Here is a 15,141-nt window from a genome sequence, read left to right on the forward strand (position 1 = left end):
GGGAGTCGGCGGACAGGCGGTCGGCCTCGTCCCGCGGACCGTCGTCGTCGACGGCCGAGTGCCCCCCGGTGGGGACGATCCTTCCGCTAACAGCATGAAGGAAACATGAGGGTTTGTCACGTTTTAGGGCCTCGGGGTCCGGGTTCGGTGGCTCTCGTCGGATATACCGGTGAAAGATGTTGGCGGAAGCTGTTTTCCGATCCCGGAATGTGGCGCGGACTCGGTTCGATTCGGCCGCGCTCACGAATACCGTCGGGTAACACCGGGCAGTAACATTCGGCCCGTTGATTTTTCGGGCACGGTGCCGCCGGGCCCGCGAACACCCCCGCCTACGCCAATTGTCCAGTATCGGACCGGCATCCACCCCTCGAAAAGGTCGAAACGGACACGCGCCGGCGGATGCCGGGTCCCTCGCCTCCGCGCTCCGGCGGCGCGAGCGGGCGGAAACCCGCTGTGACGATTGTCACGGCCGCCCGGGGTGCTCGCGGGTGCCCGGGGTGCCCGCGGGTGCGGCCGAATGTCACACCGGTTCGATCACATCGACGCGATGTCACATCGGGCCCACCGGCGCATCGCCTATCGTGACTCCAGGCTTCGACAGGGGAGGATGAATGCCCGAGATCGTGCACGCCCCGGCCAGGCACCTGGCCGCCGTGGAATTCCACACCGACTTGGCCCACATCGGTGAACACATCGGCGAGGCGTACGGCGCCGTCGAGCGGTACCTGGCGGGCGCGGGCACGCCGCCGTCCGGCCCGGCCTTCGCCTACTACCGCAACTTCACCGAGGACGGCTTCGACGGCGCCGCCGGCTTCGAGGTCGCCGACCCCGTCGACGGCGACGGCCACGTGGTCCCGGTCGACCTGCCCGCCGGTGACGTCGCGACCGAGACCCACCTCGGTCCCTACGACACGCTCGAGCACACCTACGAGGCCCTCGCCGCCTGGGCCGCCCGGGAGGGCCACGATCTCGACCTGAGCACCGCGTGGGAGGAGTACTGGAGCCCGCCGGGCACTCCCGCGGAGGAGATCCGCACGGTGATCTACGTACCCGTGAAGACCTGAGGCGTATCGCGGAAGAGCTCCCACGCGTCCCGGCGGCGGGAGACAATCCGCGAATGTCCCTCGTCGTCGGATTCGCGCCGTGGGTCCTGTACTGGATCCTCGTCGGCAACACCGGGTTCGTCACCGCCGTGGCTGCAGCCCTCGTCCTCGCCGCCGCCGGCCCGCTCGTGCAGCGCATGCGCGGAAAGCCGTGGCGCTCCCTCGACGTCGGCACCGTCGTCGTCTTCGCGCTGCTGCTCGTCGCCGCACTCACCCTCGACGACGCCGTCCTCGAACGCTGGCTGCAACCGATCGGCAACCTCGGACTGCTGCTCGTCGTCCTCGGCGGCATCCTCGCCGGACGGCCCTTCGTACGCGAATACGCCGTCGAGACAGTCGATCCCGCGACCGCGGCCGCCGGCGGATTCCGGTACGTCACCACCGCGATGACGTGGATGTGGGCCGCCGCCTTCGCCGTGATGACCGTGTCCTCGCTGATCCCACCGATCGTCGACGGAGACGCCACCGTCCGCGACGAGACCGACGCGCTGTCCGTCGTCGGCTACTGGGTCGTCCCGTTCGTCGTCCTGGGCGCGGCCGGGCTGGCCTCGGCCCTGTTCCCCAAATGGTTCGACACGAACTCCGCGCTCGCCGCCACCGCGAACCCGCACCCCGAACCCGAATCCCCGGCCGCACCACCGCCGGACCTCGACTCCGCCCGCGTCCACCTCGTCGCACCGCGGCAGTCCCGGCACGACGAACCGTTCCGGCTCACCGTCGCCGGATCGCGGCCCGACGCGACGATCACCGTCACCGCGGAGGGCACCGACATGTTCGGCGCCCGCTGGCGGTCCTGCCGCACCTACGACGGCAGTGTCGACGTCGTCGACGAACCGTTGTGGGACATGCGGTTCGACGAACCCGACCGCGTGCCCGACCTGTTCGTCCCCCCGCCCGGCCGGTGGCCGGTCACGCTCACCGTCACCGACGGCCCCCACACCGCGCGACGCACGGTGATCCGCGCCGACGCCGCACCGGGGGTGACCGTCGAGGACCTCGACATCGACGGCCGCCCCGGCCTGCTCGCCCGCCCGGACGGCCCGACGCCGCCCCGCGGGTGGCCGGCGGTGCTGTGCGTCGGCGGCTCCGAGGGCGGCGTCGACTCCCAGCGCGCCACCATCGCCGTCCTCGCCTCGCACGGCCACGTCGCCCTCGCCTACTCGTGGCTCGACGAGAACTCCGAGGTCGCCGACGTGCCGCTCGAGCGTTTCACCGGCGCGCTGCGCCACCTCGCCGGCCGCCCCGAGATCGGCAGCATCGCCGCCGTGGGCATCTCCCGGGGAGCCGAGGGGCTCCTCGCCGCCGTCGCCGCCGACGGCACGCCGCTGCGGGCGCTGGTGCTGATCAGTCCCAGCTCCGTCGCGTGGCAGGGGCTCGGCCCGGACGGTGAGATCCCGGACACCCCCTCGTGGACCCTCGGTGGCGAGGCCCAGCCCTGGGCGCCGCTGCCGAGCTCCGCGCTGATGCCGCAGATGATCCGCAACGCCTGGCGGGCCGGCCGCGACGTCGCCCGGCACCGGCCGTCGCTGCTGCGCCTGGCCGACGCCTACCGCGCGGGACTGCGCGACGCACCCGGCCCCGCCCACCTGCGGGCCGAGAAGGTCGACGCCCCGATCCTGTGCATCACCGGCACCGACGACCAGCTGTGGCCGTCCACCGACATGGCGGGCGCACTGCTCGCCCGCCGCGGCGACGGCCGCGACCGGCACCTGTCCGTCGACGACGCCGGCCACCTCATCCGTCTCGGCATGTTCCCCGGCGACGCCCAGTGGACCGGCGGCATCGCCTTCGGCGGCACCCCGGCCGGGCAGGGCCGGGCCCAGCGCGCCGCCGTCGACGCCGTCGCCGAATTCCTCGCCTGACCGGCGCCCCCGCCGCGGCACCGGGATTTCTGGAACAGTGGAGAGGTCCGGACGCCACGAGGAGGTCCCGATGTCCGACGCCCCACAGTTCCCGGTCGGGTTCGAACCGGCCGAGCAGCGCCGCGAGCGGATGGCCGCGCAGGTGCGCCGCTGGTGCGAGCAGCACCGGCTCGACGGCCGGCACGCCCCGCTGTCGGACGCCGCCGCCCTGTGCCTGGCCGCCGGCCGTCTCGACGACGAGACCCGCGACATCCTGGCCCGGCGCCGCCGGATCGGGCGCGGGCTGCCGACCCTCGGCGGTTTCGGTGCGTTGCGGCACCTCACGGACGAGCACGCCCGTCTCACGGTGCGGGCTGCCGACCTGCGCCCCGGCGCCGCCCGGCTGGTGTTCGAGTACCGGGCGGGGGAACTGGCCAAGCGGCTGCGCAACGCCCACTACACGCTCACCGTCTCCGGCCGGCACTACGCGCAGGGCGTGCGGGCCGTGCGGCGGGAACGACGCGACGGCGTGCACCTCGACCCGCACCAGCGCGACGCCCTGTTCGCGGCGTTGCAGCACACGCCCGCGCCCGTCCCCGAGAAGATGGCCGATCAGGTGCGCGGTGCGGTGCTCGGCGTGGCCGTCGACCGCGTGACGCGCTGGTCGGACGGCACCGCGGCGGCCGCCGCGGGACGTCGCGCCGCCGACGCCCTTGGCCGGCAGGTGCCCGACGACGACCACTTCGTCGACCGGTACGACACCCTGCTGTTCCTCGCCGGCACCCTCTACGACCGCATCGAAGGTTCCACCGCGTGGCGGTCCGAGCACCTCGCGGTGCAGCGGTCCCAGCTCGATCTCGCCGACGAGCTGACCCAGATCGCCGTCGACACCGTCACGCTGCGCGGCCTGCTCGCCGAACTCGCCGACGCCCGCCGCGCGGCCCCGTCCGCTCGTGCGGCCGTCGACGCGCGGATCGCCGCCCTCGAACCGGTGTGGGATCAGCTCCTGGACCGGGTGGCGGCCCTGGCACGCATCGGCGAGCTGCTCACCGTCGCCGAGATGCAGTTGCGCACCGCCGAGGTCGAGGCCCGCACCGCCAGCCTCGACGAGCGGATCGACTCCCTCATCGGCCGCTCGGGAGCGCGGGAGCTCTCGGCCGACAACACCCACTTCGTCGGCGATCAGTTCGGGATCGCCGCGGAGCTGATGGGCTCGCTCCGGTCGGAGCTGCACGGCGACATCGCGGAGCTCACCGCGCGGGAGTAGAACCGCCGGATTGTCAGCGGTCACAGACCTTCTCGTCGACGGTTCCGACGTGGCCCGACGCCCCTGCTCCGCGAGCGCCCGGTGCTGTAGCTTTCACGCGTTCTCGAGCGAAGCGACTGGGGGGTGACCGGGTGCTGCACACGATGCCGATGGCGAAGGGCCTGGTGACGGCGGTGCTGCCGGCTGCCGTGCTCGTGCTCGCCGGATGCGGCGGATCGGGTGACACGGTCCGGGTGCGCGACGACCCGATCCTCGAAGCGGAGTTCGACACGGTGTTGCTCAGCGGTGAGCCCCGCTCCCTGTCCTCCGTCGCCGAGGGGGCCGGGCTGCCGCCGGGGTCGTGGGACCGCATGTACCGCTTCTCGATGCCCCTGCTGATGAGCTCGATCAACCGGGACCTCGGCCTGACCGGCACCGTGTGGGAAAACCTCCCGCAGACCACGGGTCAGGGTCTGATCGTCTTCATGTCCGACGGCGCCGTCGTGCGCGCCACCGTCGACCGCGCGCCCGTCGTCGAGGTCGACGGGTACGGCACCCCCGAGGCCCTGGTCGAGGCGAACCCGGGCACCGACCGGCTCGCGATCGTCGCCGGCCACTGATCCGCCCCGGTGGGACCTCCACCCGCCCGATTCGAGGCCCAATGGCTATTTTCCGACGGCGCTGCGGGTGAGACGCTGGACCCGGCACCCACCGATCGGCGAAAGGGCCGAACCAATGAAGGCACTGGTGTTCCACGGTCCGGGCAAACGCTCCTGGGAGGACGTCCCCGACCCCCGAATCACGGACCCCACCGACGCGATCGTCCGCGTCGACGCGGTCACCATCTGCGGCACCGACCTGCACATCCTCGGCGGCGACGTCCCCGAGGTCACCGACGGGCGCATCCTCGGGCACGAGGCCGTCGGCACCGTCGTCGAGGTCGGGCCGAGCGTGCAGAACCTCGCACCCGGCGACCGAGTCCTCGTCTCGTGCATCACCTCGTGCGGCCGCTGCCGCTTCTGCCGCGAGAGTCGCTACGGCCAGTGCCTCGGCGGCGGTGGCTGGATCCTCGGCCACCTCATCGACGGCACCCAGGCCGAACTCGTGCGAGTTCCGTTCGCGGACAACTCCACCCACCGCGTGCCCGAGGGGGTGAGCGACGAGCAGATGCTCATGCTCGCCGACATCCTGCCCACCTCCTACGAGGTCGGCGTGCTCAACGGATGCGTGCGCCCCGCCGCCGTCGTCGTCATCGTCGGTGCCGGCCCCATCGGTCTCGCCGCGATTCTCGCCACCCGGCTGCTGAGCCCGAGCCACGTCGTCGCGGTCGACCTCGCCGACAGTCGGCTCGAGGCGGCCCGGGAACTCGGCGCGGACCTGGTACTCAACCCCGGCCGCGACGACGTCGCCGCCGTCGTCCGCGACCTGACCGACGGTCTCGGCGCGGACGTCACCATGGAAGCCGTCGGCGTGCCCGCGACGTTCGAACAGGCCGTCGAGCTGGTGCGACCGGGCGGCCACGTCGCCAACATCGGCGTCCACGGTGCGCCGGCCACGCTGCACCTCGAGAGCATCTGGATCAAGGACCTCACCATCACCACCGGGCTCGTCGACACGCATTCGACCCCGACGCTGATCGGCCTGGTCCGCAGCGGCAAGCTCGACACCTCGCCGATGATCACCCACCGGTTCGCCCTCGACGAGTTCGAGGAGGCCTACGACGTGTTCGGCCGGGCCGCCGAGACCGGTGCGCTCAAGGTGCTGCTGACGGCGACGCCGGGAGACTGATGGGGCGGCTGCGCTCGCTGTCCGAGTCGGTGGGCGGTGCCCTGCTCATCGCGTTCCACCTGCTCACCACCCGGATCCTGCGGCGGTGGCGCACCACCTGGGGCGCTACCGCCGGGGAACTGGCCGCGCAGTATCCGGGCGACGACGTGGTCCCCGCCCCGGACTGGGGCTTCACCCGCGCCGTCACGGTCGACGCGCCGCCGGAGCGGGTGTGGCCGTGGATCGTGCAGATCGGTCAGGGCCGCGGCGGCTTCTACAGCTACGAGGGCCCCGAGAACCTCATCGGCTGCCGCATCACCAATGCCACCGCGATCCGCCCCGACCTGCAGCACCTCGCCGTCGGCGACCCGATCCGCCAGCACCCCAAGGCCCCACCGCTCACCGTCGCGGTGCTCGAGCCGAACCGCGATCTCGTCCTGCACGGCGCGACGGAGCAGACCGGCGACGCATTCCTGTGGTCGTTCCACCTGCGTCCGGCCCCGGGCGGGGGCACCCGCCTCCTCGAACACGGCCGGGGACGCTACGGTTCGTCGCTCGGGAGCCGGCTCGCGTTCGGCCCGACGCTGATGGAACCGATCACGTTCGTCATGGGGCGGAAGATGCTGCATACGATCGCATCCCACGTGGAGTGAGGACGCAGGTTTCGGTTCACGCACTTCGGGAACTCTGTGCTGCATGCCGCACAGCGAACCAGGACCCAGAACGCACCTGTGTCTGTTGACCCCATGGAGGCAGGCTCTGGCTTGCTATGGGCCCGACGACGACGCGGACATCAGGGATCTGCACTGGGGCATGCCTGACAAGTATTCCGCTGACGACACACTCGTGGTCGTGGTATCCGCGCGGGAACTCGCAATACTCAACGTCGAGGTCCTCACGACCGGATCGGAGGACGACTTCATCGGCACGGAGACCTACGACTTTCCCTTTACAGATGGGATCTCGGTCCGGGCCCTCGAACTCCGGATGCGGGAACCGTTCCCCGCGCCTCCGGTGACCCTGGGCGACGGATATGCCCAGCGCCTGCTCGAAGCTATCGATCGAGAGCGGCACGAGCCGACACCCTGGCAGGTCACCGACACGACCGGCTGCGCGCAGGCGCCACAGCAATCCGACAGCGCCTACGGCCACCCCGGCGAATGCCTGTGCTGCGGTGAAATGGCTGGCGACACCAGTGGCGGGAGCGGACCCGATGGTTTCGAACTCCACTGGTACGACCCCGGTCGGGATGGCGTCGATGCCTGGACTTCTACAAGAGCCGAGCCACTCGGTCGAGCTGCGCAGGCAGCATGGGTGTGCGAAAGCTGCCACAGTACTTTGCATCAGCCGTTCGGTCCGTCCGTCGAGGATCTGATGTACTCCCGCCGCCCGCGCTGCCCGGCTTGTCGAGCCCGGCGCACAGATCTGTGTCTTTGGGGAATGCCACCGGGACCGCCGCCTCCCGGTGTGGCGGCCATGGGCTGCGTGATCCCTGTGGGCACCGGGATGCCCGAATACTCGTGCGCCCAGTGCGGGTTCCTCTGGTCCGAGGACGGCGGCCCAGTTGCCGGGGACGGTGGTCTGCTCTCGGCCCGTCGCCGACCCCGTCCCCGGGAGCGGGTCCGCGCCCGCACCCTTCCACGAGAGCCGGCGGGGGACGACGAACTCGTGATCGGCGAGTACCGCGCCGAACTCGTCGACTCCGCGTGGGGTCCGTACGTCCGGCACTCGGTCATTACTGCAGACGGAGCGCGGTCCGACGTGCAGGGCCATACCGTGCGACGAGAACCCCAGACACCTGGACCGCTGGAACCCGGTCGGCCCTCTACTCCGCTGTCCTCGGGTCCGGTGGTGTGGATGGAGACAACCGACCACGAATGGGACACCCTCGGTGAGACCATCGACGTTCCCTACTTCGAGGAGGAGGGGAAGGTGTGCGCCTCCGCAGCGCTTGCCCAGCGCATGCTGCCCGGCGACGTGGTGTTGCACTGGTGGTGCGGCGACGACGCCCCGTCCGGCATCTGGGGGTGGTCTGTGGTGGTCGACCACCCTGCCCTGTATTACACCGCGACGAATGATGACGCCGAGTCCATCACCCCGAGGCCGGAGCCCGGTGACTCCGAGGCCGAATCACTCGACATCAGTCGCAGCCGATTGTTCGTTCCGTTGTCCTGGCAAAGGGAACTTCCCGAGCCGGTGACCCTTGCCGACGTACGCCGCGCGAGCAAGACCGTCCTCGCCGTCCAAGAGTCGGAGAGCTCGGACGATTCACAAGGCCCGCTCGCTGTCCCATTCATGAAGAACAAGAAACGCGAGATCAGGAAGCCACGTCCTTATGCGATAGCGTGGTTCCCGACTCCACTGCTGGGAGTTCTTCCCCGGTTGCCTGAGCTCGCGACTCTGACTTCGGGTGCATCGAAGGTACTCCGGAAGCGCTCCGTCGTCCGGGACTTGATCCCGCAGTATCGCGCCGCGATACAGGGTCATGCACTCGAAGCCGCGAGCCGATTCCTCGAGGCTGATGGATACCGGGTCACAGATGTCAGCGGGTTCGCGGGGCACCAACTCGAGGCGGTCAAAGGGAGTGAACGGTGGGCCGTCCATGTCGTCGGCACGGGCGACGCGGAGCCGGCTACGGTCGAACTGCGGATCTCCGACCGAACACCTTCCACCGCTTTGATCGTCGTCGACGATATCGAGATCGTGCCGGATTTCGAGGCTCTGGCGCGCGGCGACGTGGAGACTCTGTCCGAGTGGGAGGACGGAAGCACCCGACTACGTGTGCCACTCGCCGGGTCCAACGGCCGCCTGCGCGCATGGTGGCCGTGGCAACCCGGACCGGTGGACGGCACGGCGACGACATACGACGTCGGTCTCGGTGCATGCGACATCGAAATGGCCGTCCAGCAACCGGATCCGTACTCGTCTCGACCGAGCAACGGTCGCATCCCGGTCGATGGGTCGAACGTCTGAAAACCGACGGCCGTCCGCCGGAAGGAGGGAGATACCGCCCTCTCGGCATGGGGCGGTTTCCCCGACGGGACAGCCGAGGGGTAGTGGATATCCTGCCGGGTTCCATCTTCCCCAGAGTGCGTCGACCGATTCGGACGCCCCGTGTCCCACGGGGCGGTCATGATGGGATCGTGATCATCGACGCGTACGACCGGCTCTCGGCCGCCGTCGCCGACGCCAAGGCGGGGCGGCCACTCGCGCCGGTGACGGTTGTCGTCCCCGGGCACGGCGTCGGCCGCGACGTCACCGCCCATCTCGCGCGCACCGGCGGGCTCGCCAACACCCACGTGCGCACGCTGGAGCAGTTCGTCGAGCACCTGGCCCGGCCGGCACTCGCCCCACGCGCGCCGTTGCGCTATCCGCTGCTCGAGGCCGCCGTGCAGAAAGCGCTTCTGGACGATCCCGGAGTGTTCGCCGATGTCGCCGACCAGTCCGCGACCGCGGAATCGCTCGCGCACGCGTCGTGGCAGTTGTGCGCCCTCGACGTTCCGTGCCCGGAGGACGCGAACCCGCTGGTAGACGGGGTGTTCCGCATCCACCGGCGCTGCATCGCCGCCCACGCTCACCGGTTCCACGTGCAGCACGAGGCATACACGGCTGCGCGCGAGCGTCTCGGCGAGGCCGGCGCGATCGTTGTCTTCCTGCCGTGTGAGGAGGACCCGGCGGCGCGGCTGTTCCTCGAACACCTGCGGGACCGCACCGTCACCGTCGACGTCGAGGATGAAGCTGCCCCGCCCGGCACCCTGGTCGTTCATGCGTCCGACTCCGACGACGAAATCCGAGCGGTCACCCGGCTCGTCCGGCGGCATCTTTCGAACGGTGTTCCGGGGCACCGCATCGGCGTGTTCTATGCGGCCGAGGATCCGTACCTGGTCCTACTGCACGAGCATTTCGGACGGGCCGGCATCGGGTTCCACGGCCCCGAGCACCGGTCCGTCGGTGATCGGGCGGCCGCGCGCAGTCTGCTGCGGTTGCTGCAACTCGACCTCGACGCCATGCCGCGTCGAGCACTGCTCGCCATCCTCGCCGAGCAGGCCGTGTACTGGCGCGACGACAGGGGTGGCGTCCTCGGCGTCCGTCTCGCCGAACTGCTCACGTGCCATGAGATGCCGATCGTCGCCGGCGACGACTGGCACAAGCTGACCACCGTCGAATCGGCGAGCCCCCTGTTTCGGACCGCGGAGCAGTTGCGGGGGCTGATCGATGCGTTGCGCGGAGACCTCGCTGCCGTAGTTGGCGCGGACACGTGGTCAGATGTGGCGACGGGGCTCACCGGCCTGCTCGGACGCTACTTCCGACCGACCGCCGGAGACCCTGACGACCTGGCAGTCCTCCACCACATCGCAACCGGCCTGGGCGATCTCGACAGCATCGCCCCGCCGCCCTCCCCGGAACGCATCGTCGGCGCGGTCGCCGTGCGGGTGCAGGCACACCGCCGAACTGTGGGCACGGGCGGGGCGGGAGTCACGGTGGGTCCGATTCCCATCGGCAGCGGACGCAGCCTCGATGTGAGCATCGTCGTCGGCGGAGCCGAAGGACTACTGCCGTTCGTCCGCCGCGACGACCCGCTGTTGCCCGATGCGGTCACCGGGTTCGGGCAGTCCGACCGGCTCGAGGTGCAGTATCGACAGTTCCTCCGGACCGTCGCAGCGGGACGCCACCACCGCGTGCTCACCTTTCCTCGCGGCAGCCTGCGCGGCGGGGGAGAGCGGGTGCCCTCGCGCTGGGTGCTGCCTACCCTGGACGCCCTCACGGGTATCCGGGTCGGCACCACGAGCTGGGCGAAGGACACGGACAGGTGTGACCACGTCGTGATCGTGCCGTCGTTCGACGCCGCGACACAGAACTCCGACCCCCGGATCGGCACCGGCGCAGCGTCGGCAACCGAATGGCGGCTGCGCGCCCTCGCCGCGGTCCCGGCATCCCGTCGCTCCGGTCTGCTCGACGACGCCGTCGTCGAGCGTGGAATGCAGATGCGCAGCGACCGGCTGTGGGGCAGGTTCACTCGGTTCAACGGCAACCTGGCGTCCGCTGCCGACCTTCTCGGCGTGTTCGACGAGCCGATCGCGCCGACCAGCCTGGAGGCGTGGGTGACGAGCCCGTACGTGTTCTTCATCCGGAAGATCCTGCACGCCGAACATCTCGAAGATCCGGACGAGGTGATCGGAATCGACCCGCTCACCCGCGGCAGCCTCATCCACGAGATCCTGAACAGATATGTGGCCGAGCGTATCTCGGGATCCGACGGCGGACGCACGCGGTTGCGCGAGATCGCGGAGCATGAGCTGTGCAAGGCCCGTGCCGCCGCACCCGGCTGGCTGCCGCAGTTGTGGGAACGCGACAGCGCGGCCATCCGGCACGATTTGGAATCGTGGCACGACCACGACGCCGAGGACCGAGCCGACGGTTGGGCGCCCATCGGCACGGAGATCGAGTTCGGCGGAGCGGACCGACCTGTCGAGTTCGACATCGGTGCCGCAACGCTGATGTTCAGAGGGACGGTGGACCGCATCGACCGGCACCGGCAGGGGCGCCTTCGGGTCACCGACTACAAGACCGGCGGCACGGGCGACTACGAGTCCCTGACGGCTGACGCCCCCACCGCCGGGCGCACCCGCTACCAGCTTCCGGTCTACGGCGTGTTTGCGCGGGCGACGGCCGACGTCGACGACCCGGTCGAGGTCCGCTACTGGTTCATCACCGAGCGCTACCGTTTCGCGGCTATCGGCTACACGATGACCGGCGACGTGTTCGCTACGGTGCGAGACGACCTCGCATTCGTGCACCGTGCGATTTCGGCCGGTCAGTTCCCACCCCGTCCCGGCAAGCGGTACTGCTACACAACGAATGTGATCGGACGGCTCGGTATGCAGCGTTGGTGGCAAGTTCTGCGTGACGACCCGCAGCTCGCGGAGTTCGCCGCCGTCCACGCCGACGAGAGCGAGGCAATGTGACGGCAGTAGGCGAGGACCTTCGTGACCGATGCGAGCGCGAACGCATCGAGAACGACACCGAAGCGAATCTCTTTGTCGAGGCGGGTGCCGGGAGCGGCAAGACGTACGCCCTCGTCGGACGCATCTGTCACCTCGTCCTGCACGACGGGGCCGAACTCGACCGCATCGCCGCGATCACTTTCACGGAAAAGGCCGCTGCCGAGCTGCGGGAGCGCGTGCGGGCGCGCCTGGCGGAGAGTCCCGAATCGGAGCGGCAGAAGGCGGCGCTCGCTCAGGTCGACACCGCTGCGATCGGCACCCTGCATTCGTTCGCGGCACGCCTCGTCGCGGAGCATCCGCTCGACGCGGGCGTGCCCCTGCGCGTCCGGGTCGTCGACGCGATGGGCTCCCACCTGGCGTTCGAGCGACGGTGGCAACGCATCCGCGCCGCGCTGTTCCCGGTACAGGAGAATCAGGTGGGGCAGGCCACCCGAGTCCTCGTCGCCGCCGACGTCACGTTCGACCGGTTCCGCGACCTCGCAGACCGCCTCGACCGGCACTGGGACCGGCTCACGCCCGTCGACCCGCCCGTCGCGTTGCCGGTCCCCGATATCGACTTGATCCTGCGACGCGCCGACGTGCTCCTCGACGCCCTCGCCGACTGCACCGACCGCACCGACAGGTTCGCCGCACAACTCGACAAGGTCCGCGAGTGGCGGTCGTGTCTCGCCGCGGCTCGCGACGACGAGTGGGCGGCCGTAGCGGCCGGATGCCCCGGGGTCGGGACCGGCGGGGCGGGAAAGAACTGGCTGGGGGGCACGAACCGGGTCCGGGAACTCAGGGAGGAACTGAAGCAGCTGGGTACGGTCGCACGTGAGGAGTGCGAGCGCTTCCACGCGGCCGCCCTCGAGATCGTCGGCGGCGAGATCATCCGCATCGTCCTCGACGAGGCCCGTGCTCGTCGCCGCAGCGGTGAGCTCGAGTTCCACGATCTGCTGATCCATGCGCGGGACATTCTCGAGGATCCAGGCGTGCAGGCGGCGCTGCACGAGAACTACCAGCGGATCCTGCTCGACGAGTTCCAGGACACCGATCCACTGCAACTCGACATCGCCCGGCGCATCGTCGCCGGCCCCGACCGAACGGGCCGGCTGTTCACCGTCGGGGATCCCAAGCAGTCCATCTATCGCTTCCGGCGCGCCGATATCGCCACCTATATGGCCGCCCGCGACGAGGCCGACCAGGTGGTGTCACTGACCACCAACTTCCGCTCCACCCGCCCGGTCCTCGACTGGGTCAACGACGTCTTCGGACGCCTGATCGTGTCGGACGGACACCTCCAGCCCGGGTACACCCCGCTCGACCCGGCGCCGGGTCGAGCGGAGTGGGACACCTCACAGGGCCCCTTGCCGTTCGTGTTTGCGACCGAAGACCTCGACGAGAAACCGACCGCCGATACAGTACGCGGGGCCGAGGCCCGCGATGTCGCCCGCGTCGTCGCCACCGCTCTCAGGCGCGGCTGGTGCAAGGAGACCGGCCGCGACGGCGACTATTGTCACGAGCCGGTCCGGGAGAGCGACATCTGCGTCCTCATCCCGGCCCGAACCTGTCTGCCGTTCCTGGAAGACGCGCTCGACCGCGCAGGGATCGAGTTCCGCGCCGAGGCGTCCTCACTGGTGTACTCGACCCAGGATGTCCACGACCTGCTGCTCACCGCCCGCGCGCTTACCCATACCGCGGACGAGGCCGTACTCGTGGCCACACTGCGTACTCCGCTGTTCGGTTGCGGCGACGACGACCTGTTGCGCTGGAAGAAGGCCGGCGGTCAGTGGTACCTCGGCGCGGAACCACCGCTGGGGCAGGAGGACTCGCCGGTCGCCGAGGCGCTGAGGTATCTGCGGACGGTGCGCCGGGATCTGTCCCACACCGATCCGGGAAGCCTGCTCGCCCGCCTCGCCGACGAGCGGCGTGTGTTCGAGGTCTCCATGGGTTCGCCGCGGCACCGGGATGTGTGGCGGCGGCTGCGCTTCGTCATCGACCAGGCCTACGCCTGGTACGACGCCGAGCGCGGTGACCTGCGCGGCTACTTGGCGTGGGCTGCAACGCAACAGGAGGAGGACGCTCGCGTCACCGAAGCGGTCCTGCCGGAGGTCGGGGTCAACGCCGTACGCATCATGACCATGCACGCCGCCAAGGGGCTGCAGTTCCCGATGGTCGTCGTGGCAGGGATGAGCAGCGGATTCCGCGCGGTCGACGAGGCCGCCCTGTGGGACGAGCACGGTCGTGTGCGCCTGCGGCTTTCCAAGGCAGTTTGCGCGCCCGGCTACCAGGAGCTGGCCGACGTCGAACGCCGGCACATCCGCGCCGAGCGCATCCGGTTGCTGTACGTCGCATGCACTCGCGCCGAGAGCCTGCTCGCCGTCTCCGGATACCGGTCTGCCCGGGACGGCTGGGGCGCTCTGCTCGCCGCTGGGATCGAGGGACACCCCGATCGGACACCCGAGCTGATCGAGCCCGTCGCCGAACAGCACGACGGCGCCACCGCAGCCGACCACGGTGTCAGCTGGCAGCAGTGGGAGGACGAGAGCGACCAGGTGGAGGCGACGTCGGGGCTACCGGCATCCGTCTCCGCCACTCGCCTCGCGCACGACCCACCCGAGCCGGTCGCCACGCTCGCCGCCGCCTGTCGTGCCCTGGTCCCACCGCCCGTCGGCCCGGAGGTCGTCCCACCGGCCACCGGAGTGCTCGAGAGCGGCACGGATCTCGGCATCGCTCTGCATGCCGCGCTCGAATCCGTCGACCTGCGTGCCCCGACGGACGAATCGGATGCGAGTGCCGCCGCGGTTGCGGTGGCAACCGGCGTGCGGGACCTGGACCGGTTCGTTGCCCTCGTTCGGGCGGCCCTGACCTGTGCGCCTGTGCGACGAGCCGCCACCCGCGAACACTGGCGCGAACTGCCGCTCGCGGGCGTGCCAGCCGATTCGGACACCGTCGTCGAAGGCATCGCGGACCTCGTCTATCGCGAGGACGACGGAACTCTGGTGATCGTCGACTACAAGACCGACGTTGCCGTGACGCATGAGACGCTCGAAGCGTACTGGACCCAGCTCACCCTGTACGCGGAGCTGCTTACCCGAGCCGCTGGGGAACGGGTGGGCGCACTGCAACTGGTGTTCGTGCGGGCGGGAGAGGCGTATGTGCTCGACCGCCGATTCGGCGCTTGAAGACGTAGGGTCCCA

The 15,141-nt window shown here is 70.2% G+C and carries 9 protein-coding genes; all 9 read left to right on the forward strand.

Features of this window, described 5'->3' with window-relative positions; translation table 11 throughout:
• Positions 1-611: 611 nt before the first annotated feature.
• The 9 genes from RR3_RS01710 (at position 612) to RR3_RS01750 (ending at position 15,126) form a co-directional block, all read left to right on the forward strand.
• Positions 612-1,064: a GyrI-like domain-containing protein gene (locus RR3_RS01710; RefSeq protein ID WP_010592333.1), complete on the forward strand. Its 453-nt coding sequence runs from the start codon at positions 612-614 to the stop codon at positions 1,062-1,064.
• A gap of 53 nt (positions 1,065-1,117) precedes the next feature.
• The gene (locus tag RR3_RS01715; RefSeq protein WP_072786290.1) at positions 1,118-2,965 is read left to right on the forward strand and encodes an acyl-CoA thioester hydrolase/BAAT C-terminal domain-containing protein; all 1,848 of its coding nucleotides are present in this window, start codon (positions 1,118-1,120) and stop codon (positions 2,963-2,965) included.
• Between the two features lie 70 nt (positions 2,966-3,035).
• Entirely contained in the window at positions 3,036-4,211 is a 1,176-nt protein-coding gene (locus tag RR3_RS01720; protein ID WP_010592331.1) for a hypothetical protein, read from the forward strand.
• Between the two features lie 131 nt (positions 4,212-4,342).
• The gene (locus tag RR3_RS01725) at positions 4,343-4,810 is read left to right on the forward strand and encodes a hypothetical protein (protein ID WP_017680487.1); all 468 of its coding nucleotides are present in this window, start codon (positions 4,343-4,345) and stop codon (positions 4,808-4,810) included.
• Positions 4,811-4,925: 115 nt separating this feature from the next.
• Complete coding sequence (locus tag RR3_RS01730; RefSeq protein ID WP_064066776.1) at positions 4,926-5,978, forward strand: zinc-dependent alcohol dehydrogenase family protein; 1,053 nt, start codon at positions 4,926-4,928, stop codon at positions 5,976-5,978.
• Positions 5,978-6,610: a hypothetical protein gene (locus RR3_RS01735; RefSeq protein ID WP_064066777.1), complete on the forward strand. Its 633-nt coding sequence runs from the start codon at positions 5,978-5,980 to the stop codon at positions 6,608-6,610. The genes RR3_RS01730 and RR3_RS01735 overlap by 1 nt, the downstream gene beginning before the upstream one ends.
• A 160-nt stretch (positions 6,611-6,770) precedes the next feature.
• Positions 6,771-8,930 (forward strand): hypothetical protein, encoded by a 2,160-nt coding sequence (locus tag RR3_RS24580; RefSeq protein WP_124258400.1) that lies wholly within the window; start codon positions 6,771-6,773, stop codon positions 8,928-8,930.
• 170 nt (positions 8,931-9,100) lie between these two features.
• On the forward strand, positions 9,101-11,923 hold the full coding sequence (locus RR3_RS01745) for a PD-(D/E)XK nuclease family protein (RefSeq protein WP_048773060.1): 2,823 nt from the start codon (positions 9,101-9,103) through the stop codon (positions 11,921-11,923).
• Positions 11,920-15,126: a UvrD-helicase domain-containing protein gene (locus RR3_RS01750; RefSeq protein WP_017680482.1), complete on the forward strand. Its 3,207-nt coding sequence runs from the start codon at positions 11,920-11,922 to the stop codon at positions 15,124-15,126. The genes RR3_RS01745 and RR3_RS01750 overlap by 4 nt, the downstream gene beginning before the upstream one ends.
• The last annotated feature ends 15 nt before the right edge of the window (positions 15,127-15,141 follow it).

Source organism: Rhodococcus ruber NBRC 15591, assembly GCF_001894945.1.
Classification (GTDB): Bacteria; Actinomycetota; Actinomycetes; order Mycobacteriales; family Mycobacteriaceae; genus Rhodococcus; species Rhodococcus ruber.